A 24,895-nucleotide genomic window follows, 5' to 3' on the forward strand; every position below is an offset into this window, starting at 1 on the left:
TTCGAATCTTCAAGGCCCGGCGGGTTTACGTCGGGCTGGCTTCGATGAATGAGGTGGCTATGAACGAGCAATCGACGCAGCAACAGAATCAACCCGGGCAACCGATCAATCGTAATGACCCGGCGATCGACCCACAAGTCCCTGGGCAACCCGCACCCACGCAGCAACAAGGCGAGGGCGATCAGGCACAAAGTGCCGATCCTGCAGTGGATCAGAAGAGCAAAAATACGGACAACGATAATGAATTCAGTCCGGGCTTCGAACCGCAGCCAGATCGTGCGAAGCCGGGTGAGGAAACGGATGCCGATATCGATACTGACGGCGGTTAATCGTTTCAGACATGAACAGGCCGCATCCACGGGATGCGGCCTGATTTTTACGGCGGTTATTTGCTTGGATGTTTGGCTTGCAGGGCTTTTGCCGCGTCCAGGTGCTTTTCCAGCGCCGGCAGCATTTGCTGGGCAAAGCCTTTGAGTTCGGTGCCGCCCGGGGTTTTATCGTCGGTCACGGTGTCGGCTTCTTTCTTGAACAACGCGATGGTTTCTTCGTGTGCCTTCACCTGATTGTTGGCATAGGCCGCGTCGAACGACTCATCGCGCATGTTGAGGATCTTCTCTTTCGCCTGCTTCACCAGCGTTGTGCTGTCCGGCACCTTGATGTCATGTTTTTTCGCCAGGGCCGCCAGTTCATCGTTGGCCTTGGAGTGGTCGTTGATCATCATGTTGGCGAACGTTTTGACGTCCGCCGATGAGCTTTTTTCCAGGGCCAGTTTGCTGGTTTCGACTTCGGCGATGCCGCCCGCCGCGGCGTTATCGACAAAGCTGTTGGAAGTGGCAGCAAAAGCGGCGCCCATGCTGCTGCTCAAGGCAACGGCCAGGGCGAGGTGGCGCAGGGTGAATCCGTCCATTGGTTATTCTCCACACAGGTGTTCTTGGGCGATCGAGTGATCGTTAAACAGTGGAGGCCGGCGCATGACCAAAGGTTTGATTGCAAATACATCAGGACGACGAACGGGCACCGCTGGTCTGACAGGTGGTCGACAGAACCGGGTAACCGAGGCCATTCTGATGGCTGGTGAACGCAATCGATCGCGTTTGCTACCGATCAACAAACGGAGGTGTTCCATGCCGGTGCCACACGACCTTTATCAGGACCTGAGTTTTTCAAAGGAAGATATCCAGCAAAAACGCACCAAGGATCCGTTACTGGATTCACTGATCAACAAGTATTCGCAAGCGGATGCCGAGGTGGTCAAGGCTGAAACCGCCCAATCAGACGCGCCCAGTGATGACGCACTAAAGAAGCTCAAGGAGCGGCGCTTGCTGGTCAAGGACAAGATCGTCAAACAACTCCAGGCCCGATCCTGACCGCCAGTCGCACCATCGACGCTCGGTGGTGAATTGACTGGAACGACGTCAACCACTGGCACCTCCAATGTTCAGAGTCTGCAATCACTGACTTTTTGCGAGGTGCCTTATGAACGATCCCAAATTCCCCAGTGAAGAGCAGGGCGCTTTTGACCCGGTTCCGACGCATCCTGAACCCAATAGCCCGGCGCACACCACGGCCCATCCTGATGAGCCGGATGAGGATTTGCCGGAAGACGAAGATCCGGAAAAATTCGACAAGTCCAGCAACTGACAGACCGCTTTCGCGAGCAAGCTCAGCTCCTACAAGGGATCGCATTTCCCCTGTAGGGAGCAAGGCTTGCCCGCGAAGGCGCCAGTCAATTCAGCACAAATCCCCACTGTAGGAGCAAGGCTTGCCCGCGAAGGCGCCAGTCAATTCAGCACAAATCCCCACTGTAGGAGCAAGGCTTGCCCGCGAAGGCGCCAGTCGATTCAACACAAATCCCCACTGTAGGAGCAAGGCTTGCCCGCGAAGGCGCCAGTCAATTCAACACAAATCCCCACTGTAGGAGCAAGGCTTGCCCGCGAAGGCGCCAGTCAATTCAACACAAATCCCCACTGTAGGAGCAAGGCTTGCCCTCGAAGACGCCAGTCAATTCAGCACAAATCCCCACTGTAGGAGCAAGGCTTGCCCGCGAAGGCGCCAGTCAATTCAACACAAATCCCCACTGTAGGAGCAAGGCTTGCCCGCGAAGGCGCCAGTCAATTCAACACAAATCCCCACTGTAGGAGCAAGGCTTGCCCGCGAAGCCGTCAGTCAATTCAACACAAATCCCCAGTGTAGGAGCAAGGCTTGCCCGCGAAGGCGCCAGTCAATTCAGCACAAATCCAACTAGTTCACTTCAGCGCCGCCTCCAATGGCAGTCGCGCCATGTGCGTCGCTTTCAACGACCCCAAATACAACCACTGCCCATACTCGCGCACCGTAGTAATCGGCGAATAATTGCCGCTGCCGGCATCCTGCAAGTTCGCTATCACCTTGCCGTCCAGATCCAGCCCCAGCACAAAACCGCGCTTCTCCACCGGTTTCGGCAGCACAGTCAGCGCCCGGGCGATCATCTTGCGCACGAACGGGTATCCCGCCGTGCCATCGAGTAACGCATTGCGCGGCGCGTACAGCGCGACCCAGACCCGGTTGCTGCCATTGAACGCGAGGTTGTCCGGCAGCCCCGGCAGGTTGTCTATAAACAGGTCATGGGTGCCAGCCTTGGGGCCGGTCAGCCAATAACGACTGATGCGGTAGGCGCCGGTTTCGTTGACCAGTACATAAGCGTCGTCCGGGCCCAGAGTCACACCATTGGCGAACTCCAGTTTGTCGAGCAATACGCTGGTCTTGCCGGTCTGGAAGTCATAGCGCAGCAAACGCCCGTCGCCGCCGTGTTCGATAATCGCCTCGCCGTCGTGGCCGTAACCCCAGCGACTGGTGGCGTCGCTGAAATAAGCGTAATGCCCGGATTCGTCGATGGCCACGTCATCGGTGAAACCGAAGGCCAGGCCATTGGCTGCATTGGTCAGAGGGATCAGGCGTCCTTGCGCGTCGAGTGAGAGCAAACCCTTGACTCCGTCGGCGATCACCAGCAAACCGTTCGGGTGACGGGCCAAGCCCAGCGGCCGTCCGCCCGTGTCGGCAAGTACCTGGCGTTCCTTGCCGTCGAGGCTGGTGCGCAGCAGTCGACCGTCATGCAGCCCGGTGATCAGAAAGTCGCCTTCCAGCAGCAGCGCCTCCGGGCCTTCGATGTCGTTCGGGCCGACCCGTACCGCGCCTTTGAGCTTCTGGTTCTCGGCGTAGGTGCCGCTCTCAAGCGATGGTGCTGCCTGCGGTTTCCAGGCCACCGGCTCGACCCTGGTGGGCATCAGCAGTAAAAAAGCGATGACGAGGATGATCAGCAGCAGCAACAGACGCCGCAGCTTCATGCGCTGGCACTCGCTGATGCAATGGATTGCGCTGCCCTGTCGCGCAGCGCCAGCATTGAAGCGGCCGATTCGCGATCAATCCGTCGCTTGAGCAATAACTGATTGGCAATGCGCATGCCCAAGCCCTCGAAGTGATAGTCGAGGGTGCGGACAAATCGCGTGCCGAGCGTGTCGCCCGAGCATTCATACGTCAGCAGCAGCGACAGGCCATGGTCGCCTTGTGCCCGCGCGCACCAGCGCCGGCCTGGCAAGTATTCGGTGACCTCCCAGCGCAAGTGTCCCTGACGACCGCCGGCATGAATCTCTTCTTCGAAGCGTGAGCCGGCATGCAGTGGACCTTGCGCGCCGTCGATCTTCAGTGAGGACGGGTGCCATTCCGGCCAGCGGCTGACACTGGCGGCGTAGGCGAGCACGGCAATCGGCTCGCCAGGGATGTCGATGTGGTGCTGCATGCGGGTCATGGGCGTTCTCGTCGGGTGCGGGTTGGCGTGCTCCGGTTCCCAGTACAGGGTGCCGAACAAGTGGTCCATCAGTGGGAAAACGATATTGAAGTTGCGCTCCTGCATCAGCTCGCGGCGGTGATGCAACTCGTGCAGGTGGCGCATCTGGCGAATCCACGGCAGCCGCGTAACGGGGTTGCGCGGCGGCAAATGCTCGCAGGCGTGAAACACTTCATAGGTGAGGTAACCCAGGACCATGCAGCCACCGAACAGCCCGGCGACGTTGGTATTGAACCGTGAAATCAGCCACCAGACGGGCAGGGTGATGACCACCGTGTGCACTACGATCAGCCAGGCCGGAAACAGAATCACCCGCCAGTCCCGCGCGCTGTCATAGGTCATGTGGCCGGGAGCGAAAAAGCTGTGGTGATCGCCGGCGTGCCGGGCGTAGAACATCCGGGCGAAGCTTTTCTTGTGGTGCCCGAGGTGACGGTGCACCACGTACACGCCGAAGTTGAAAAACAACAGCGTCAGCGGCACCGCCAGCCATTCCAGCGGCTGGACCTGCTGCACGGTGCGCCAGAACCCGCCGATGGCCAGGATGCCGAACAACAGCACAAAAGCCCCGTGCAGCCACGGGTTATAGAGTCGATGAATGTCGGCACGGTATCGGGAGCGGAATGCCTGGGTGGTTTGCCTCACTGCAATCACCTGTGATGGTTGTTATCACAGCAGATTAGCCGATCCGGCCGGGCAGGCCGGTCCAACCTTGAGGACACAAACGCCATGCTCCGGTGCAAAAGCGGCCTCTCGATGTGCTCAGCCCAACGGGTTCCAGCGCTGGGACCAGTCATCGTCGATCTTGATCACTTCGCGCAGCAGGTCGAAGGCCTGTTGCAGGGTCGCCGAATCGCGGTCCCGGGAGTAAACCAGGTAGGTCGGGTAACTGAACTCCGGAGCCTTGGCCACGGCCTCCAGCACACCGCTTTCCAGGTAACTCTTGACCACGCGAGTACGGAAATAACCGCTGCCGCCATGCTCCAGCAGGTACTGCAAGGCCAGCGGTCCGAGGTTGAAGCTCAACGCAGCCTTGGCCTTTTCCGGCAGGGCGGCGTCGTGTTGACGACGGAAGTCCGGGCCCCAGTCGATGTATACGTACGGATCGGGTTTGCCGGCCAAACGCACGAGGATCAGTTTTTCTTCCAGCACCTGCTCCACTTGCAGGCGCGGCCAGTATTCGGGCTGGTAGACCAGCGCCGCGTCGAGCACGCCCAGTTCCAGTTGACGCAGCAGGTGTTCGCCGTCGCGGATGTCCATGCGCAGGGCGTGGCTGGGGATCTTCTCCCGCAACTCGGCGGCCCAACTGAGCATCAGCGGATTGCACAAACTGACTTCGCCACCGATGTGCAGCACGTCGCGGTAGCCTTCGGGCAGCGGCAGGTCGCGACGGGCGGCTTCCCAGGTCTGCACCAGTTGATTGGCGTAGACCACGAAGGCCTCGCCGTTCGGGGTCAGACGCGCGCCGGCGCGGTTGCGCACGAACAGCGTGCTGCCCAATTGGCTTTCGAGCTTCTGCACCCGGGCGGTGATCGCGGTTTGGGTCACGTGGAGTTTTTCCGCGGCGGCGGCGAGGCTGCCGTGGCGGACGATTTCCAGGAAGGTGCGGGCGAGGTCGATGTCCATGGGGTGGCCGGTGTGGGAGGTGAGCGCATTGTAAGTGCCCGCCGGATACCGCGTCATCGTTCATCGCGAGCAGGAATACCTTGTAGGCGTGAGCCTGCTCGCGATAGGGGCATCGTAAACGCCGAAGATCAGTCAGTCAGTTCGATTTCCTGTACCCGTGTCCAATCCTCGATCAATCGCGCCGGAGTGCCACAAACCTTGCGTTTGTAGACGAAGTGGCTGCACTTCTCGGCGAACTGATGTCGGTTGTGGAGCATGTCTTCCTGCATCTCTTGCAGCTCGGTTTCGCGGCATTGCTGGATCAGCGCGTGATCAACCCGCGATTTGCGTTCACGCACGGCGGCATACGCCGGATCACTCAACGCCCCATTGGCCCGTTGCAACAACCACAGACCGAACTCGTCCGGACACCGCGGGCCGATTTCCTGGACCATGCCCATTTGCAACGCCTGGGTCGCGCTCACTGGCAGGCATTCTTCGGTGATTTTTTCCGCCATGGCCTGGCCGACGGCGCGGGGCAGGCTGTAGGTCCAGTATTCGGAGCCGTACAAACCCATGGTTTTGTAGTGCGGGTTGAGCACGATTTCAGCGCGGGCGAACACAATGTCGGCGGCCAACCCCAGCATCACACCACCGGCCCCGGCACTGCCGGTCAGGCCGCTGATCACCAGTTGCCGGGCCGTGAGCAGTTCCTGACAGACGTCATCGATGGCCTGAATATTCGCCCAGGCCTCCAGCCCCGGCACCTCGGCGGCCTGAATCACATTCAAGTGCACGCCATTGGAAAAACTGCCGCGGCCACCCTTGATCAGCAACACCCGCGTGTCCCGAGCCTTGGCCCAGCGCAGCGCCTCCACCAACCGCTGGCACTGTTCGGTGCTCATGGCGCCGTTGTAGAACTCGAAGGTCAGCTCGCCGACCTGCCCGGATTCTCGATAACTGATCGGTTGATAGGCTTCGATGTTGAAAGGGTTGGACGCAATCGACCAGTCGAGGGTCGGCACTTCCCGCAGTTGCTGCGCGAGCACATGCCGGGCCGGGCGCTTGAAGGTTTCTTCGCCAGGCAGCGGCTTGCGGCGCAGCGAGCCAATCCACAGGCTGGCATCACCAGTCGCCACCAGCACCGCGTCGTCATGCACCGAGAGAATTTCCCCCGGCGTCCCGCTGCGCGCATCCAGATGGGCGTCATACAGGTAGTACTGACCGCCGGCTAGGCTGGCCAGCACCCCCGGTTGACCGTCCGCAGCGTCGATGCTGCGTTTGATAAAGCGCGAGCAGTCGTGCCAGCTAAAGGTTCGGTCGGCTTGTTTCATGTTCGGCTGCAAGCGACCCCGCACTGGGTGTCGGGTGTCATCCAGCGGCACCGGTACGAATCCTGCGATGAATTTTTCCACGACTTCGCGGATGCACAGGATCGCCGCATCGCTGACCCGTCCGTTGTACAGCTCGGATTTGCGCAGGCCCTGGGGCAGGTTGAATTCGCACGTGGCCCAGACCGGCCCGGCGTCCATTTCTTCAACGGCTTGCAGCGCGGTGACGCCCCAGCGTTCCAGCTCATGGGTGATCGCCCAGTCCAGGGCACTGGCGCCGCGATCACCGACAATCCCCGGATGGATGATCACCACCGGGCGCTTAAGGTTGCTCCACAGCTGTTGCGGCACCCGGTCCTTGAGGAACGGGCAGATCACCAGATCCGCGCCGGAGTGTTCAATCTGTTCGCACACCGCGTCTTCGTCGGTAAACAGCACCACGCTGGGCGAATGACCGGCCTGACGCAACTCCAGCCAGGCCCGCTGGGTCAGGCCGTTGAATGCCGATGCCAGCACAATGATCTTCAGTGAACGCATGATTGCCTCTTCCTTGAGAATGGTCAGCCGCGGCTCCCAATGAGCCGTCCCTGGCTTTCGATGGAGAGGGAGATTAATCACTGCTCAGCGTGAGGCAGTGATCCGGGTCAAGGTTCTGTCAGCCAATGTTTATGCGGCGACGAAGCGCTTTATTCTTAAAAGTTTGCTTGTGATGTTTTTTTATTACTTCAAATGTATCAAACGCTGTTGCACAGTCGCTCCCCTAATCCAGAGCCGGACGATCCCGGCAGAACCAGTGATTTTCGAAGCGGGTCGGACCCGTTTCATGAGGGAGCAAGGCATGGGTGGACATCAGAACCCTCATTACCCGTTGATCGGGCAAATGTTCCAAAAGGACTACCAGTGGCTGTGCACCTCCGTCAGTCGCACGCTCGGTTGCTATCACAGCGCCCAGGACATTGCCTCGGAAACGTTTTTGCGGGTGTTGGCGTTGCCCGACCCGCTGGCCATTCGCGAGCCTCGGGCACTGCTGACCACCATCGCCCGGCGCCTGGTGTATGAAGGCTGGCGTCGGCAAGATCTGGAGCGCGCCTACCTCGAAAGCCTGGCCCTCGCGCCGGCGCTGGTGCATCCGTCGCCTGAGGAACGTGTGTTGGTGATCGAGGCATTGCTGGCGGTGGATCGCTTGCTCAATGGGTTGTCGGCCAAGGCCAAATCCGCGTTTCTTTACCATCAACTCGACGGCCTGACGTACAGCGAAATCGGCGAACGCCTCGGGGTGTCCACCAGTCGCGTGCAGCAATACATGGCGGATGCGTTCAAGCGTTGCTATCAGGCGATGGCGCAGATATGAGCTTGCCGAGGCCGGACGAGGCGGTGGTCGATGAAGCGGCGCAGTGGATGGCGTTGCTGCAATCGGGGGACGTCAGCGCGCAGGAGCGCGAGGCATTTGAGGCCTGGCGTGGGGCTGATGCCCGGCACCGATTGGTGATCGAGCAAATGAGCGGCGGGTTGAACGTGCTGCGCAGCAATGCCTTGCGCGGTTTGCCCAGCCAAAGCCTGTTGCACAGCCTGAATGCACCTTCCAGTCGCCGGCGATTTGTCACCGGCAGCTTGAGTGTGCTGGGCGTGGCGCTGCTGGGCGGGCTGCTCGGGCGGCGTTATGGGCTGTTGCCCGAGACGGGGGCGTTGTACACCGGCACTGGCGAGCGCCGGGACTTCACCCTCGACGACGGCAGCGCCCTGACGCTCAATGCCCGTAGCCGGGTGATCAGCCGCTTTGATGCCAACCAGCGCTTGTTGGAGTTGCGTGACGGCGAGTTGCTGGTGGACGTGGCCAAGGACCCGGCGCGACCGTTTGTGGTGGAGACCGAGCACGGTCGCATGCGCGCCTTGGGCACCCGGTTTCTGGTGCAGCGTGGCGATGACTCGACCCGGTTGGTGATGTTGCATTCGCAGGTTGAAGTGGTGACACGCGGCGGAGCGCGGCAAGTGGTCGAGGCGGGGGAAAGTTTGCTTTTTGATGAGCAAAACATCTTGGCGCTGGAGCGTACCAAGGGGCATGAGATTGCCTGGACTCAGGGCCGACTGGAAGTCCGCGACCGGCCGTTGAGCGAGGTGATCGATAGCCTGCGCGGGTATCGACGCGGGATTCTGCGCCTCAGTCCGGACGTCGCCGGGTTGCGTTTGAGCGGGATCTATCCACTGGACGACAGCGACCGGACCTTGCAGTTGCTGGAGCATTCGTTGCCGATCCGCATTCTTTGGCACAACCCCTACTGGATCAGTATCGAACCTCGCCCGAGCTGAACCTGTAAGCCCCGGTAGGCGCTGCCGCAGGCTGCGATCCTTTGATTTTAAAAAACAACATTAAGAGATCGCAGCCTGCGGCAGCTCCTACCGGGAGGAATTCCGGTTATAGGGATATGACTTCTTGGCCTATCCGCTTCCCTATAAAAATCGACACGCCACTGCTCATTCCCTGCATACGTCTTCAACAGGGAAGCCCTTCGATGTTCTCACTCAAACAACAATTACCGCGCCTGACGCTGGCCGCCGCATTGACGATGGGCTTCAGCCCATTGCCGGTTTTTGCGCAAGAGCCTGCCGCTGCCGTGTTCACTTTCGACATCGCCAACGGGCCACTGGATGAAGTGTTGCTGGACATCTCGCGGCAGACCGGCGTACCGATTTCCTTCAGTCAGAACCTGGTGCAAGGCAAGCGTAGCGCGGCGATTCGCGGCACATTGGGCAGCCAGCAAGCGGTGGAAAAGGCCTTGCAGGGCAGCGGCCTGGAAGTCGATCACAGCGAACAAGGTTTGAGTGTTCGCGCAGCCGACAAGGTCTCGCCTGTGTCAGCGAAAGTCACAGCGGTTGCGCCGGCCAGCAATGCCGATTACCGCATGGAAAAGGTTACCGTCACCGGTTCGCGCATCGCCCGCGCGCAGTCCGACGGCGCCACGCCGGTCAACGTGATCACCCACGAAGAAATGGAAGCCCGAGGCTACAAAAACGTCTACGACGCCTTGGCCACCCAGACGCAAAACACCGGCATGACCCAGGGCGAAGACTACGGCAACACCTGGCAACCGGCTGCCAGTGCGCTGAATTTAAGAGGCCTCGGGCCCAATCATACGTTGGTGTTGATCAACGGCCGGCGCGTCGCCGATTACCCGACGCCGTATGACGGCAAGGTCAACTTCACCAACCTGGCGAACATTCCTTCGGCAATCATCGAGCGTATCGAAATCCTCAGCAGCGGCGCCTCGGCGATCTACGGTTCCGATGCGATTGCCGGGGTGGTCAACATCATCCTCAAGAAGCAAATGAACGGCATCGACGTCAACCTCAAGGGCGGCACCACTGAGCGCGGCGGTGGTGACAATCAACGCCTGCAACTCAGCGGCGGTGGCAGTTGGGGGGATTTCGACGGTTTGTTTGGCCTGGAACTGACCAATCGCGACCCGATCTGGGCCGAAGATCGCGGCTTTATGCAGAGCAGTCCGTTGGCCGACGTTGGTTATCGCCGCGACTTGAGCGGCGGTAAATACCTCGGGCCGGGTTGCGGCGCTTACCAAGGGGTGTTCGACAACAAACTAACCAACAGCGGCGGCCGTTGCCGTACCGATCAGGTCTACAACGATTACTGGACCATCCAGACGCAAAAGGAAAACTACGACGGCTACACCCGTGGCACCTGGCATTTCAACGACAACGGCCAGGTGTTCGCCGACTTGATGTACGGCCTCGACCACATCCAGAACAACACCCGTGGCCCGACCTTCACCTCGCCGGATTTCATCAACCAGAACAGCGGCAACCTCGAACGCTGGTACCGGCGTTTCGGCGAAGAGGAAATCGGCGGGCGCACCAGCAACAACAGCAAATGGCGCGACACCTCGTGGACCGGCACCCTCGGCCTCTCGGACAAAATCGCCAACAGCAACTGGAGCTACGAACTGGCGGCCAACCGCTCGGAATACCGCAGTGTGCGCACCACCCGGTACACGCCGCTGTCGACGATTCGCGATTTCTACCTAGGGCCGCAACTGGGCGAGCAGGGCGGTTACCCGGTGTTCGCCCCCGACGCCTCGCGCCTCGACCGGCCACTGACGCCACAAGAGTGGGACCAGTTTCGCGGCAATCTGACCCAGAGCAGCAAGTCGGTGTCCCAGAGCTACAACGCCTCGATCAATGGCGAGTTGTTTGACTTGCCTGCCGGGCCGGTGGGCTTCGCCGGGATTCTGGAGGCTGGCAAACAGGAATATCACGTCGATACGGATGACGCGCTCAACGACGGTACGTTCTACGGCGTTACGCCATCCCAGAGTTCCGGCGGCTCGCGCAGACGTTATGCGGCGGGCGGCGAGTTCAGCATTCCGGTGACGGACAGCGTGCTGGCCACGGCGGCCGGACGCTGGGATCAATACAAGTTCAGCGGCCGCACCGAGCAGCAAAAGACCTACAACCTCGGCCTGGAATGGCGCCCGCTCACCAGCCTGTTAGTGCGCGGCAGCTATGGCACCAGTTTCCGTGCGCCGGACCTCAACTACATCTATCAGTCCGACAGCAACGGCTACTACCCGGCGCAGATCGACTACTACGGTTGCAGTAAAGGCGTGGAGGGCGCTTGTGATCGGGGCCGGGTCGATTACACCCAAAGCGGCACGCCTGATCTCAAGTCGGAACAAGGCAAGTCGTGGACCTATGGTTTTGTCTGGTCGCCGTCACGCAACTTCGATTTCTCCACTGATTTTTGGCGGGTGGAGATCGATGATCTGCTGACCACGGTCGATGAAAACCGCTTACTGCAAGATGAAAACGCCTGCCGAAATGGCACTCAGGACATCAACTCCGCCAGTTGCCAGGCGACGTTGGCGCGGATTGACCGCAACCCGGCGAACGCGGCGATTGATCCGAACCAGTTGAACAAGGTGAACGTAAACGCGATCAACGCCGCCAGCGAGCGAGTCAGTGGGTTGGACTTCAAGAGCAACATTCGCTGGGGCGCGGGGCAGTACGGTGCCTTCAGTTCGGCGTTGGGTTACACGCTGGTGCTGTCGCACTTCTATAAGGAATCCGACGATGCGCCGACCCAAGACCTGCGGACTTCACGGAGCAACTTCGACTGGCGCAGCAAGGTCAACGCCAGCCTGACCTGGGAATATCAGAAAGCGACGGCGACGTTGATGGGCATTCGTTATGGCAGCGTCACCAATGGCGCGGGGGATGGGCGCTTATCGCCGTGGACGGTGTTCAATGCCAGTGCGCGCTACAAACTCAATGACCGGGCCAGTGTCGGGTTGACGGTGAACAACGTGCTGAACCAGATCAAACAAGACGATTCGGCAGGCTGGCCGTATTACCCGACCGGCAACTATGACCCCTATGGACGGCAGTGGTGGCTGGATGTGAGTTATCACTTCGGCAGTTAAAAGGTGAAAGTACGTCGTTGACGTCCTACGGAAACGGGAGCGGTTTGTGCAATGTGGGGGATATTTCCGACGACTATTTCAGGTTGGTCGTCGGAAGCGCGGTCTATAGGATCAGTCATGACATTGAAGTCGCTGAGCAGCTTGGACGCTCGGAGCCCAGAAAAAGGATGAAAGATGCGAACCCCACACCTTGAGCATGAAAAGCCTGCTTATTCCCTGCGCAAATTCTGGATCGACGATCGCGCCAGATGCCCCACGGAGGATGTCGCGATGCCCACACTCAAAGCGCCCCGGCTGACGGGGCTGAAGAAGGTTGAGGGCAAACCTGTCGACCTGCTCGTGAACGGCCAGAACATCGGTGACGATGCCTTGCTGATCATCCGCCTGACCGACGAGGGCTTTGAGCTAAGCGATGTCGTCAACATGCTTTCAACTTGCGAGCTGTACCTGCGCGAAGACATGGTCAGACGCATAACCGGCAAGTCGGTAAGAACCGTGCGCCGGCTCATGCAGGAAAGCAAACCGGTACGGCTTGACGCACAGCAGAGTGTCGTCGCCTACCAATATGCGGTGGTGTTGGAGATGGCCACTCGGGCGTTCGGAGGGCTGTTACAGGCGGAGGTATGGATGCAGAAGCCCACCCCTTACCTTAACGGCCACGTGCCGTTGGAATTGACCCGACATCCACTGGGTTTCCAGATGGTCGAGCAATACTTGTGTCAGATCATGTACGGAGGTTACCCATGAATCCTTTGCCTTGGGACGGGCATTGGTATGCGTGGCGGCTGGACCGGGAGGTCTACGGATCCAAGTGGGACAGCGGGATGGGTTCAAAGCTGAAGGGAGGCCGATGGAACACACCCGGCCGACGAGTCGTTTATGCATCGGTCGACCCGTCCTCTGCCATTCTGGAGGTGGCAGCCAATCGCAGTTTTGCTGTACTGGACACAGAACCTTATGTACTGACGTGCTTTGAGGTCATCAGCGATGCACAGGTCAAAGTCGTTCAGCCCGAAGAGGTGCCGAATCCTTATTGGTTGAGTCCCACGTGGCCGTCGCCCAATCAACAGCGGTTTGCCGACGATTTACTGGCCGAGCATCCGTTTGTGCTGATCCCCTCGGTGGCAACTCGGCATTCGTGGAACCTACTGGTGAGCTGCGAGCTGGCAGAAGGGCAGTTCCAGATGATCTCTCAGGAACGGTTTGGCCTGGATACCCGGCTGCTGCGATAGGCGGCGTTGGTCTGATGCACGCGCTTGCATTTTTTGCATAACCTCATCACCCAACGGTCTAAACCGCGCCCTATAAATCCCCCTGCGCCATCGCACATCCCTGCATAAACCAAAACGCAGGGATGGCTGTTCATGATTCAGTTTTCACCGGTCAAATCACCATTGAGCCTGGCCTTGCTGCTGGCTATCAACACGCTGCCGGCCATGGCCGCTGACAGCACGGCAACCGAACCCACCACCCAACTGCAACGCGTCGAAGTCACCGGCAGCGCAATCCGCCGGGTCGATGCCGAAACCGCAGTGCCGATCACCATCCTGCGGGTCGAACAACTGCGTGAGCAGGGCGTGACCAGCACCGAAGAACTGATCAACCGCATCTCCGCCAACCAATCGTCGGTAGGCTCGGGACGTTCGGTAGGTTCCAGCAGCGGCGGTGCGTCCTATGCCGACTTGCGCGGCATCGGCCCGAACAAAACCCTGGTGCTGCTCAACGGTCGACGGCTGAGCAACAACGCCACCAGCTCGATCAACGGCTCCGGCGTCGACCTGAACACCATTCCATTCGCCGCCATCGACCGAGTCGAGGTGTTGCGCGATGGCGCGTCGGCGCTGTACGGCACCGACGCTATCGGCGGGGTGATCAACTTCATCACCAAGAAAAGCCTGACCACCGGCCAGCTCACCACCGGCTACGATAGCCCGACCCATGCCGGCGGCGGTGACAGTCACAACTTCAGCGGCAGTTGGGGGATCGGCGATTTGCAGGACGACCGCTTCAATGTGTTTGGCGTGGTCAGTTATGACAAACAGCAACGACTGGCTGCCGATGACCGCGCCTATACCTACAACTACCAGCCTGGACGCGGGCTCGATTACACCTCCGGCACCGCGTCGCCCGCCAACTGGAGCCAGGGCAGCAACGCGACCAACCCGCTGGCCGGTTCCGGTTGCAACGCGCCCGGGCTGTTGTCGCGCAACGGCATCTGCCGTCAGAGCCTGTGGAATTACCTCGATCTGGTGCCGGAAACCGAGAAGACCTCGGCCTTCGCCAAAGCCACCGGCAAGCTCTCGGACGACCACAACGTCAGCCTCGAATATTTCTGGGCGCGCAACGAAAACCGCACGCAAATCGGCCCTGGCACCTTGATGGGCAATCAGGTGAATCCGGGCACCACGTTTTATCCGGGCAACGGCATCACACCGGGGCCAAGCGGCTTCGCCCTTGACCCGACGCAGCCAGTCGACGTGAACTGGCGTGAAACGGCCGTCGGCGCGCGTCAGCATGAAGACGACAACACCAGCCAACGCTTGTTGCTGAGTTTCGACGGCAATCTGGTGGGTTGGGACTACAACGTCGGCGCCTCGTACAACCAGAACAAAGTGGTCAACTCCATCCTCGACGGCTACGTGAACGACCGGCCGATTAGCCAAGGCATTGCCACTGGCGTGATCAACCCGTTCGGCCCGCAGACAGCGGCGGGCGATGCCTTGCTGGCGGCCAACGCGGTGGACGGTGATTACGGCACAGCAGTGGGCCGGGTGAAGGCGATTGACGGGCGCATCAGCCGCGAGATCGGCGACTGGTTCGGCTCCGGTTCTTCAGCCCTGGCCTTGGGCGGCGAGTATCGCAAGGAAGATTTTCATCAGGATTTCGCCCAGTTTGCCGGCGATATCCAGAGCCTCGGCGTTGACCCCAATGGCAGCGTGGCCGGGGATCGCAGCGTCTCGGCCGAGTACGCTGAGGTCAACGTTCCAGTGCTCGACAGCCTGGAGCTGTCTGCCGCCGTGCGTCACGACAAGTACAGCGACTTTGGCAGCACCACCAACCCGAAATATTCGTTCCGCTTCCAGCCGTTCAAGGAACTGGTGCTGCGCGGCGCCTACAGCGAAGGCTTCCGCGCGCCGTCGTTGTATGAGCTCTACAACCCGACCTTCACCTCGTACACCGTCGCCAACTACAACGACCCTCGCCTGTGTGCCGGCGGCAACCCCAGCAACGGCGGGATCGCCAACCGCGACTGCGCACAGCAGTTCAACCGCACCACGGGTGGCAACACCGACCTGAGCCCGGAAACCGCGCGCAACGTGACCGTTGGTTTCGTCTATCAGCCGTTTGATCGCCTGACCACCGGGCTGGATTTCTGGTGGATCAACATCGCCAACCAGATCGCTGAATTCCCCGAATCGGCAGTGTTCGAAAACCCCGAGCTGTACCCCGAGCGTCTGATTCGCAAGCCTGATGGCTCCATCGATCACATCGTTACCGGCCTGGCCAACCTCGGCAAGATCAAGACTAACGGCGTCGACGTGAGCTTCGACTATCGCTTGCCGAGCACCTCGATTGGCGATTTCGGCATCGGCCTGCAAGGCACTTATGTCAGCCGTTACGAATTCCAGCAGCAGCTCAAGGGCGATTACATCGACAAGCTCGGCGACTTCCGTGGCGGCGACTTTTCCTCGGCCGGTGCCGTGGCCCGGTGGCGTCACAGCCTGACCGGCAGCTGGAACTACGGCCCGTACGGTGTGGCGCTGACCAACCGCTATACCAGCGGTTATCACGATTCCGACCGTGACACCCACGATTACGTCGGCTCGTACAACGTCTGGGATCTGGCCGGTACCTACACCTGGCGCAAGACCCTGAGCGTGACCCTCGGCGCGAAAAACCTGTTCGACCGCGAGCCGCCATTCAGCAACCAGACCTACACGTTCCAGAGCGGCTACGACCCGAAATATGGCGATCCGTTTGGGCGAACGCTGTACACGCGGGTTGCCTACAAATTCTAAACAAACCCTGTAGGAGCTGCCGCAGGCTGCGATCTTTTGATCTTCCAAAAACCAAAGATCGCAGCCTGCGGCAGCTCCTACAGGGTATCGCCGGCCTGTTGCGCATCACCGGCCGGCAGGAAATGTGCTGATTGTCTGGTAGTCATCGCCAGCAGGCTGGTTCCCACAGGGTATTGATGGGGCCTGCCAGCGAAGAGGCCATTAGCCGCACCGTGTAAAAAGGATCTGCCAAATGCTTTGCAGACATCACCTTCTGGGCCTTTGCCTGTTACTGAGCCCAACGACATGGGCCGCGCCGCAACCGGCACTCACCGTCTATGGCGAAGCCCCCAAGTACGCCGCCGATTTCCAGCATCTGGCCTACGCCAACCCCAACGCACCCAAGGGCGGCAGCCTGCGGCGTTCTTCGCTGGAAAGCGGCCCGTTCGATCACCTGATTCCCTATACCGACAAAGGCACCGGTGTTGCCGACGTTGACGGCTGGCTGTATGCGCCGCTGGCTTATCGCAGCAAAGACGAGCCCTACAGTGTCTACGGCCTGGTCGCCCAACAAATGGAACTGGCCCCCGACCGAACCTGGCTCCGGTTCTACTTGAACCCGGCAGCCCGTTTCGACGACGGCAGCCCGATCACCGCCGAAGACGTGCGTTACACCTTCGAGCTGTTCACCACCCAGGGCAGCCTCAAATATCGCCAGCAATTCGCCGATGTCGCAGAAGTCATTGTCGAGTCGCCGACCCAAGTGCGTTTCGTCTTCAAAAACAGCGAGAGCCGCACCTTGCCGCTGGATCTGGCGACATTGCCAGTGCTGCCGGAACACTGGTGGCGCACGCGCAACTTCGCTGACGGCGGCGGTTTCGAAGCACCGCTGGGCAGCGGCCCGTATCGGGTCAGCGCGGTGGACGCCGGGCGCAGCGTCAATTTCGAGCGGGTCAAGAACTGGTGGGGCAACGACCTGCCGGTGACGCGCGGCCTCTATAACTTCGATGCCTTGAGGGTCGAGTTCTTCGCCGACACCGACGTCTCGCGCCAAGTGCTCAAGGCCGGTGGCTTCGATTACAACCGCGAGTTCTCGGCGACCAGTTTCACCATCGGCTACGCCGGGAGTGCGCTGGATCAAGGACGTTTGATCCGCGAACACCTGGCCCCCGGCGCGGCTCAGGGCGCCCAAGGGTTTGTGTTCAACCTGCAAAAACCAGTGTTTCAGGATCGCCGTGTGCGTCAGGCCATCGCCATGCTGTGGGACTTCGAATGGAGCAACCGCCAGATGATGCGCAGCCTGTATTTGCGTCAGCGTAGCTACTTCTCCCACAGCGCGCTGGCAGCCAGCGCATTGCCGGATGCCGAAGAACTGAAAATCCTCGAACCGTGGCGCGGCAAGATCCCCGATCAAGTCTTCAGCGAGGTGTTCCAGGCGCCGCACACCGACGGCAGCGGCATCATTCGCGGCCAGCAGTTGCAGGCGCTGAAGCTGCTGGAAGAGGCGGGATGGAAGCCTGAGGGCGATCAACTGGTCAACGCCAACGGCGAGCCGCTGCACTTCACCTTTCTCAACGGTCAGAAAGGCTTCGAACGGCTGTTGCTGCCGTTCAAACGCAACCTGGCGCAGATCGGCATTGGCTTCGATATCCGCCAGGTCGACACCGCGCAATACACCAACCGGGTGCGCAGCCGCGACTACGACATGATCGTCGCCGGCTACCCGGTGAGCCAGGCGCCGGGGCGGGAGTTGTTCAACTACTTCGGCGCCGAGGGTGCTGACGATCCCGGCTCGAATAACTATATGGTCCTGCGCGATCCGGCGGTGGACGGCTTGCTCACCGGACTGGTCCAGGCCGATAGCCGCGCCAGTATGTTGCGCCACGCCCGAGCGCTGGATCGAGTGTTGCAGTGGGGTTACTACTGGATTCCCAACTATTACCCGCCGGGGATTTCCACGGTGTGGTGGAACCGTTTCGGCCGTCCGGCGATTGCGCCGTTGTACGACGCCGGCCTGGAAACCTGGTGGGAAATCAGCCCTTCGGCGTTGACCCAAACCCAGATGCAACAACGCACCCGGGAGTATTCCCATGTGGGGTTATAGCCTGCGGCGTTTGCTGCTGATCGTGCCGACCTTGTTGTGCATTCTGCTGGTCAACTTCGTCATCGTGCAGGCCGCGCCGGGTGGGCCGGTGGAGCAAGCCATTGCGCGCTTGCAGGGCATCGGGGTTGGCGGCGTGGGCGCCAGCCATGTCGAGTCCATCGGCGGTGAATCCCGCGCCACCCGAGGCCTGGACCCGAAACTGGTGGCGGATATCGAGCGTCAGTACGGCTTCGATAAACCCGCCGGTGAACGCCTGTGGCTGATGCTCAAAAGCTACGCGCGGTTGGATTTCGGCTCGAGTTTTTTCCGTGGCGCATCAGTGATTGATCTGATCCTGCAAAAGCTCCCGGTGACCCTGTCGCTCGGCTTGTGGGCGACGCTGATCACCTATCTGGTGTCGATCCCGCTGGGGATTCGCAAAGCGGTGCACCACGGCTCGGCGTTCGATGTCTGGAGCAGCGCAGCGATCATCATCGGTTACGCGATGCCGGGGTTTCTGTTCGCGTTGTTGCTGATCGTGGTGTTCGGCGGCGGCACGGTGCTGGACTGGTTTCCGGTGCGCGGTTTGGTCTCGGAAAACTTCGCCGAGCTCTCGGCCTGGGGCAAGGTCGCGGACTACTTCTGGCACCTGGTGCTGCCAGTCAGCGCATTGGTGATCGGCGGGTTTGCGACGTTGACGATCCTGACCAAAAACAGCTTTCTCAACGAGATCTCCCGGCTGTACGTGGTGACGGCGCGGGCCAAAGGCTTGAGCGAAAACCAGGTGCTGTACGGTCATGTGTTTCGTAACGCGATGCTGTTGGTGGTCGCCGGTTTGCCCCAGGCACTGGTGACAGTGTTCTTCGGCGGCTCGTTGCTGATCGAAGTGATCTTCTCCCTCGATGGTCTTGGCCGCATGAGCTACGAAGCCGCCGTCGCCCGGGACTACCCGGTGGTGTTCGGCTCGCTGTTCATCTTCACCCTGTTTGGGCTGCTGATAAAACTGTTGGGCGACCTCTGCTACACGCTGGTCGACCCGCGCATCGATTTCACCGCGAGGGCTGCCTGATGCTGACGTTGTCTCCCATAGGCCAGCGGCGCTGGGCACGGTTCAAGGCGCATCGGCGCGGTTGGTGGTCGTTGTGGCTGTTTCTGGCGCTGTTCGGTCTGAGCCTGGGCGGTGAATTGGTGGCCAATGACAAGCCGCTGCTAGTCTCGTATCAGGGCGAGTGTTACTTCCCGGCGTTCAAGCGCTACACCGAGCAGGATTTTGGCGGCGAGCTGCCATTTCAGCCGGACTATCGCAGCCTGCAAACAAAGGAGTTGATCGAGGGGCAGGGCGGCTGGTTGTTGTTTGCGCCGATTCCGTTCGGGTTCGATACGGTCAATTACGACTTGACCGAACCGGCGCCGAGCCCGCCGTCGTTTGAGAACTGGCTGGGCACCGACGATCAGGCTCGGGACGTATTGGCGCGGGTGATTTTCGGCACGCGGATCTCACTGTTGTTCGCCCTTGCATTGACCGCCGCCAGTGCGCTGATCGGTATCGCCGCCGGGGCATTGCAAGGCTATTACGGTGGCTGGATCGATTTGCTCGGTCAGCGGTTGTTGGAGGTTTGGTCGGGGCTGCCGGTGTTGTATCTGCTGATTATTTTGTCGGGTTTCGTCGAGCCGAATTTCTGGTGGCTGCTGGGGATCATGGCGCTGTTTTCCTGGCTGAGCCTGGTGGACGTGGTGCGCGCCGAATTCCTGCGCAGTCGCGGGCTGGAGTATGTGAAAGCCGCGCGGGCGTTGGGCGTCGGCGATGCTCAAGTGATGTGGCGGCACATTTTACCCAATGCCATGAGCGCGACCCTGACGTACCTGCCGTTCATTCTGACCGGCGCCATTGCGACTTTGTCAGCGCTGGATTTTCTCGGTTTCGGTATGCCGGCCGGCAGTGCATCGCTCGGTGAATTGATCGGCCAGGGCAAAAACAATCTGCAAGCGCCGTGGCTGGGTTTGACGGCGTTTTTCGCCTTGGCACTGATTCTGTCGTTGCTGGTGTTTATCGGCGAGGCCTGCCGTGATGCGTTTGATCCTAGGACTTGAGATGAACGATAACCTGATGGAGTTGCGCAACCTGCGGGTGGCGTTTAACGGCTGTGAAGTTGTGCACGGGATTGATCTGGATATTCGACCCGGTGAATGCCTGGCGTTGGTGGGCGAGTCGGGTTCCGGCAAATCGGTGACCGCTCACAGCATTCTGCAATTGCTTGAGCCTTCGACGACCCGCATCGAAGGCAGCATTCGCTACGGCGGCGAAGAATTGCTGGGCGCTTCTTCCAAGCGTCTGCGGCAACTGCGCGGTAACCGTATCGCGATGATTTTTCAGGAGCCGATGAGTTCGCTGAATCCGCTGCACACCATCGAACGGCAATTGGGTGAAACCTTGGCGTTGCACAAAGGTTTGGCCGGTGCTGTAGCGCGCAAGCGCATTCTGGAATTGCTGGAACTGGTGGGCATTCAGCAGGCTTCGAATCGTCTGAAGGCTTATCCTCACCAACTCTCTGGTGGTCAGCGGCAACGGGTGATGATTGCCATGGCGCTGGCCTGCGAACCCGAGCTGCTGATCGCCGACGAGCCGACCACCGCGCTGGATGTCACGGTGCAGCGCAAGATTTTGCTGCTGCTCAAAGACCTGCAACAGCGTTTGGGCATGGCGCTACTGATCATCAGCCACGACTTGAATCTGGTGCGCAGCATTGCGCAACGGGTGGCGGTGATGCGTGGCGGGGAGATTGTCGAGCAGGCGTCTTGCGAGCAATTGTTCAGCGCACCTCAGCATCCATACAGCGTCGAATTGCTGAATGCCGAACCCGGCGGCACAGCGTTGTGTCGCGACGATGCTGAAACGTTGCTTGCGGTCAGTGACCTGAAAGTCTGGTTCCCGCTGAGTGGCGGCTGGTTGCGGCCCAAGGCGTATCTCAAGGCTGTGAACGGTATCGATTTGAACCTGCAACGGGGCAAGACCTTGGGCATTGTCGGTGAGTCGGGTTCCGGCAAGTCGACGTTGGGCCAGGCGATTCTGCGGTTGATCGATGCCCAGGGCAGCATTCGCTTTCAGGGTCAGGCGCTGGAGTCGTTGAACGGCAAAGCGCTGCGCCCCTTGCGCAAGCGCCTGCAGGTGGTGTTTCAGGACCCGTTCGGCAGCCTGAGCCCGCGCCTGAGCGTGGAGCAGATCATTGCTGAAGGCTTGCAGGTTCACAGCGACCTGAACGCCGGGCAGCGCGAGCAAGCGGTGATTGATGTGTTGAGGGAAGTCGGCCTCGATCCGGCGACCCGACACCGCTATCCCCATGAGTTTTCCGGTGGTCAGCGACAACGCATCGCCATCGCCCGCGCACTGGTGCTCAAGCCTGATCTGATCTTGCTGGATGAACCGACTTCAGCGCTGGATCGCACGGTGCAGAAGCAAATCGTCGCGTTGTTGCGCAGGCTTCAGGAGGAGCATGGTTTGACCTATCTGTTCATCAGCCACGATCTGGCGGTAGTACGGGCGCTGGCCCATGACTTGATCGTGATGAAGGAGGGTGAAGTGCTGGAGCGCGGCGCCACGGCCGAGCTGTTCGACTCGGCGAGGCATCCGTATACGCGGGAGTTGTTGGCAGCCTCGTTCGCTGCGCCGGATTTGCCCCTGACAGCCAAGGACAGACTTTTATCCCTGGTCTAGATCCGGTACATTTCGCGGCTTGGCTCTCACAAGGATGTAGATGATGGCAAAACCTGCCGCCCGACTCAGTGATCTCAACGCCTGCCCGGTAACCGGCCACGGCACCAATGCCAGCACCGCCGGTTCACCCAACGTGAACATCAACGGCATGCCGGTGCTGCGCGTCGGCGACGCCACGGCTTGCGGCGATGCGGTCAGCGAAGGCATCGGCAATATCCTGATCAATGGCCAACCCATTGCCTTTCTCGGCAGTGCCACCGCCCACGGCGGCATGATCATCACCGGCTCTGGCGACGTCTTCGTCGGCACTCAGGCCGGCGCCGCACCGTTCATTCCGATCGTGACGGTACCCAAACACAGCGAACGTTTCCAACTGGTGGACGAAACCACCGGCGAAGCCATTCCCGACATGCTCTTTTGCATCGAAACCGGTGACGGCCAACGCCTTGTCGGCCATACCGACAACCACGGCAACGCTGCACGGGTGTTCACCGCCGACCCGACGTCCATTGTCGTGCAATGGGGCAAGGAAGCCGCCGCTCACCTGGATGCACTGGGCATCGCTTACTAAGGAAGGTTCAACGTGGCGACACCGGACAAGAAACAGGGCGAGACGAGCGATCAACACGCGACGACGCAGGTGAAGGGCTCGCTGGCGCAGGACTATGTGACTGTCGTGGGGGCATCCTACATGTCGCTGTACGAGAAGGTTCGCGGCCAGAAAGGCAACAAGATGCGCTTTATCAATCAGGGCATCCGTCAACTCACCAAGTACCCGGCAGGCACTCCGACCTTTTCTGTCCAGCGAGTGTTTCTGGTGTTCAAGAATGATTACCCGGACAACTTGCTGGCGGCTTTGAAAGACGTCGTGGAGAACCAACACGGTGCGCAGTATCGAGAGATGGATTCCATTTCCGGTGTTGTCGACTTCATTGCCACCCGGCAACGTCGGGGCCGGGAAATCAAACAACTGGATTTTTTCTCCCACGGCGTAGTGGGCAGTATCGAACTGGGCTATGAACTGGATAAAAACGACAGTTATCGGCTGCGTGATGCACAGGCTCAGATGTTCAAGCCCGAGGCATTCGCCTACGGTGCGAAAATTTACTCGTATGCCTGCCGTACCGGTTTGGGTATCAACGCCGATTTCAAAGTGAATGAAGGCGAAGACCCCCATTTCGAACGCAGTCTGGCGCAGATTCTGGCCAACTCGACTAAGACCACCGTTTGGGCGTTTCCACGACGCAGCAACTACGACACCACCTACGGCACCTCGGCCGAGCGCGAGTCCGTGCCGGGGATCCGTAAGCAGGCGAGTAGTGATGCCCAGGCAATGGAGGCATACACAGGTCAGAAGATTGCCTATCAGCGAAAATTGGCAGCGCATCGCAAGCAGGCGAATGACCCCGCTGCTCAAATTCCTGGAGAACAGGCGCCGCAGGCACCCAAACCCACGCTCACCGAAGAACAGCGTAACTTGATGGCGCACGACGACAGTCGAGCGTTGTATGAAAAGAAGGTCGGGTTCCCTCTGGATGCTTTAGGCGCACATCGTGATGTTCGTTCAGGTGAAACGCCTGATGGTGTTCCTAAACAACTCTGTGCCTATAAACCCCTATGAAAATAAGGGCGTTAACGGCTAAGCAGCTCCTGTCGTGCGTGCTGCTGGCCGTCGTCAGTGTTGCAACACTCTTTATTTACGCCAAGGAAGAACACATGTCCGCCAAAGTGATGATGTATTACGGCGCCTGGAGTACCGAAGAAGTGCGCTTTGACGCCACTCGGTGGTTCAGTTCCGGAATGTACCGCCCTCGCTTGGAGGGGACGCCGGCGCAGGCGAGTCCGTTGACCATGCTGCGTGATAAGCCGGAAAGCTTGCAGGCCATTGCAAACGACGTTCTTTTGACCAAGGTTCTGGTCGCGATCGAACAAAAATATCCGAAGGTCGATACGGAAGATCTCGTCCTGAATACCCCGGATTTGCGTCGTCAAATCCGCTATGCCTACAGCGCATTCTCTGAGCCGGACAACCCCGTGGATTCCTATTGGCTGTTTGTAACCCTCCAGAACGATACTTACGTCGTCACACTGGATTGGGACGTCACCGCCAAGCAGTTGCTGACCGGAGCCATGGCCTCGCACCTGGTGAAAGGGAGTGATGAAGAGGTCGCGTACCTGCAAGTACAAAACGATCTTGCAAAAGCGGCTGCCGCAAAGCGTTGATTTGCAGGGTTTGAAAAACTCCGCAGTCGAAATTCAAATATCGAACGAAAGTCGTCGACGCAGATGTTCGCGGGTCATCGATTGAAAAGTCATTTTTTCAGGATCAGGGGCGTTCAAGCGCTCATGTTGCTTGCTGTCATTCTTCCCTTGAGTTTTTATTTCTGCTCTTCAAGAGTTGATATGTATTACGGCGACTGGAGTCCGGAAGAAAACCGCTTTGATGCCTCCAAGTGGTTTCGTAACGGAATGTACCGCCGTGATGTTGTGAATGGCGAAGCCAGTCTCGTCACCCTGCAACGCGATCGACCACTTCTTCTGACATCGGCAAAAAACGATGAACTGGTCGCGACGGCGATTGTTGCCCTGGAGTCAGCGGACCCCGAAGTGAGTGGCGAGTTGCTGCAAAAGGAGTGGCCAATGCTGGTGCCACGCACCCGCTATCGCTACAGCGCTTTTGCAGCGCCGGACCAGCCGCAGGATTATTACAACATTTACCTGAAGTACCAGGGTGAGCGGTATGTCATCACCTTCGCCCGTGATGCGCAAACCGGTGAAATCATCCCCGGTGGCAGCGTCCAGTTAATGTACCCCGACAGTCAGACCCAGATCGCCGATCGGCAGGTCTTCAAGGAGCTGGACGCTGACGGCATCCAGTGACCCTGAAACGACAAATCCCGCCAATGGCGGGATT

The 24,895-nt window shown here is 59.7% G+C and carries 22 protein-coding genes; 17 read left to right on the plus strand and 5 right to left on the minus strand.

The window, feature by feature from the left end; translation table 11 throughout:
* Positions 1-59 precede the first annotated feature (59 nt).
* Positions 60-329 carry a hypothetical protein gene (locus JFT87_RS17580; RefSeq protein WP_201203209.1) on the plus strand — a complete coding sequence of 90 codons (270 nt, stop codon included), beginning with the start codon at positions 60-62 and terminating at the stop codon, positions 327-329.
* A 56-nt stretch (positions 330-385) separates the two neighbouring features.
* Here the strand turns inward: JFT87_RS17580 and JFT87_RS17585 are convergent, their stop codons facing one another.
* On the minus strand, positions 386-907 hold the full coding sequence (locus JFT87_RS17585) for a DUF4142 domain-containing protein (protein ID WP_201203210.1): 522 nt from the start codon (positions 905-907) through the stop codon (positions 386-388).
* Between the two features lie 217 nt (positions 908-1,124).
* Between JFT87_RS17585 and JFT87_RS17590 the strand changes: the two genes are divergently transcribed.
* On the plus strand, positions 1,125-1,367 hold the full coding sequence (locus tag JFT87_RS17590) for a YdcH family protein (protein ID WP_201205249.1): 243 nt from the start codon (positions 1,125-1,127) through the stop codon (positions 1,365-1,367).
* Positions 1,368-1,476: 109 nt separating this feature from the next.
* A complete protein-coding gene (locus JFT87_RS17595; RefSeq protein WP_201203212.1) occupies positions 1,477-1,641 on the plus strand; it encodes a hypothetical protein in 165 nt (54 codons plus the stop codon).
* A 605-nt stretch (positions 1,642-2,246) separates the two neighbouring features.
* On the opposite strand, the gene JFT87_RS17600 is transcribed toward JFT87_RS17595, so the two are convergent.
* The 4 genes from JFT87_RS17600 to JFT87_RS17615 all read right to left on the minus strand — a co-directional run bounded on the left by JFT87_RS17600 (position 2,247) and on the right by JFT87_RS17615 (position 7,293).
* A complete protein-coding gene (locus JFT87_RS17600) occupies positions 2,247-3,323 on the minus strand; it encodes an SMP-30/gluconolactonase/LRE family protein (RefSeq protein WP_201203214.1) in 1,077 nt (358 codons plus the stop codon).
* The gene (locus JFT87_RS17605) at positions 3,320-4,465 is read right to left on the minus strand and encodes an SRPBCC family protein (protein WP_201203216.1); all 1,146 of its coding nucleotides are present in this window, start codon (positions 4,463-4,465) and stop codon (positions 3,320-3,322) included. Before JFT87_RS17605 ends, JFT87_RS17600 begins: the two co-directional genes overlap by 4 nt.
* 117 nt (positions 4,466-4,582) lie before the next feature.
* Positions 4,583-5,446 (minus strand): LysR family transcriptional regulator, encoded by an 864-nt coding sequence (locus tag JFT87_RS17610; protein WP_201203217.1) that lies wholly within the window; start codon positions 5,444-5,446, stop codon positions 4,583-4,585.
* Positions 5,447-5,574: 128 nt separating this feature from the next.
* Positions 5,575-7,293, minus strand: coding sequence for a hydrogenase maturation protein (locus JFT87_RS17615; protein ID WP_201203218.1), 1,719 nt, complete (start codon positions 7,291-7,293; stop codon positions 5,575-5,577).
* 301 nt (positions 7,294-7,594) lie between these two features.
* Here JFT87_RS17615 and JFT87_RS17620 point away from each other — a divergent pair, with 301 nt between their 5' ends.
* The 14 genes from JFT87_RS17620 (at position 7,595) to JFT87_RS17685 (ending at position 24,861) form a co-directional block, all read left to right on the plus strand.
* A complete protein-coding gene (locus JFT87_RS17620; RefSeq protein WP_201203219.1) occupies positions 7,595-8,107 on the plus strand; it encodes a sigma-70 family RNA polymerase sigma factor in 513 nt (170 codons plus the stop codon).
* Entirely contained in the window at positions 8,104-9,063 is a 960-nt protein-coding gene (locus tag JFT87_RS17625) for a FecR domain-containing protein (protein WP_201203220.1), read from the plus strand. The genes JFT87_RS17620 and JFT87_RS17625 overlap by 4 nt, the downstream gene beginning before the upstream one ends.
* A gap of 203 nt (positions 9,064-9,266) precedes the next feature.
* Positions 9,267-12,188, plus strand: a complete 2,922-nt coding sequence (locus JFT87_RS17630) for a TonB-dependent receptor (protein WP_201203221.1) — start codon at positions 9,267-9,269, stop codon at positions 12,186-12,188.
* A 270-nt stretch (positions 12,189-12,458) separates the two neighbouring features.
* Positions 12,459-12,935: an MbcA/ParS/Xre antitoxin family protein gene (locus JFT87_RS17635; protein WP_201205251.1), complete on the plus strand. Its 477-nt coding sequence runs from the start codon at positions 12,459-12,461 to the stop codon at positions 12,933-12,935.
* A complete protein-coding gene (locus tag JFT87_RS17640) occupies positions 12,932-13,420 on the plus strand; it encodes an RES family NAD+ phosphorylase (RefSeq protein ID WP_201203223.1) in 489 nt (162 codons plus the stop codon). The genes JFT87_RS17635 and JFT87_RS17640 overlap by 4 nt, the downstream gene beginning before the upstream one ends.
* 132 nt (positions 13,421-13,552) lie before the next feature.
* Positions 13,553-16,207, plus strand: coding sequence for a TonB-dependent receptor (locus tag JFT87_RS17645; protein ID WP_201203225.1), 2,655 nt, complete (start codon positions 13,553-13,555; stop codon positions 16,205-16,207).
* A 232-nt stretch (positions 16,208-16,439) separates the two neighbouring features.
* The gene (locus JFT87_RS17650; RefSeq protein WP_201203227.1) at positions 16,440-18,290 is read left to right on the plus strand and encodes an extracellular solute-binding protein; all 1,851 of its coding nucleotides are present in this window, start codon (positions 16,440-16,442) and stop codon (positions 18,288-18,290) included.
* On the plus strand, positions 18,277-19,338 hold the full coding sequence (locus tag JFT87_RS17655; protein ID WP_201203228.1) for a microcin C ABC transporter permease YejB: 1,062 nt from the start codon (positions 18,277-18,279) through the stop codon (positions 19,336-19,338). Before JFT87_RS17650 ends, JFT87_RS17655 begins: the two co-directional genes overlap by 14 nt.
* Entirely contained in the window at positions 19,338-20,360 is a 1,023-nt protein-coding gene (locus tag JFT87_RS17660; protein ID WP_201203229.1) for an ABC transporter permease, read from the plus strand. The genes JFT87_RS17655 and JFT87_RS17660 overlap by 1 nt, the downstream gene beginning before the upstream one ends.
* 1 nt (position 20,361) lies before the next feature.
* A complete protein-coding gene (locus JFT87_RS17665) occupies positions 20,362-21,981 on the plus strand; it encodes an ABC transporter ATP-binding protein (protein ID WP_201203230.1) in 1,620 nt (539 codons plus the stop codon).
* Positions 21,982-22,024: 43 nt separating this feature from the next.
* Positions 22,025-22,552 (plus strand): PAAR domain-containing protein, encoded by a 528-nt coding sequence (locus JFT87_RS17670; RefSeq protein ID WP_201203231.1) that lies wholly within the window; start codon positions 22,025-22,027, stop codon positions 22,550-22,552.
* A 12-nt stretch (positions 22,553-22,564) separates the two neighbouring features.
* Complete coding sequence (locus tag JFT87_RS17675) at positions 22,565-23,602, plus strand: hypothetical protein (protein ID WP_201203232.1); 1,038 nt, start codon at positions 22,565-22,567, stop codon at positions 23,600-23,602.
* Between the two features lie 38 nt (positions 23,603-23,640).
* A complete protein-coding gene (locus JFT87_RS17680; protein ID WP_201203233.1) occupies positions 23,641-24,204 on the plus strand; it encodes a hypothetical protein in 564 nt (187 codons plus the stop codon).
* Between the two features lie 123 nt (positions 24,205-24,327).
* Positions 24,328-24,861, plus strand: a complete 534-nt coding sequence (locus JFT87_RS17685; protein ID WP_201203234.1) for a hypothetical protein — start codon at positions 24,328-24,330, stop codon at positions 24,859-24,861.
* Positions 24,862-24,895 lie beyond the last annotated feature (34 nt).

The sequence above is a fragment of the Pseudomonas sp. TH15 genome (assembly GCF_016651105.1).
In the GTDB taxonomy this organism is placed as follows: domain Bacteria; phylum Pseudomonadota; class Gammaproteobacteria; order Pseudomonadales; family Pseudomonadaceae; genus Aquipseudomonas.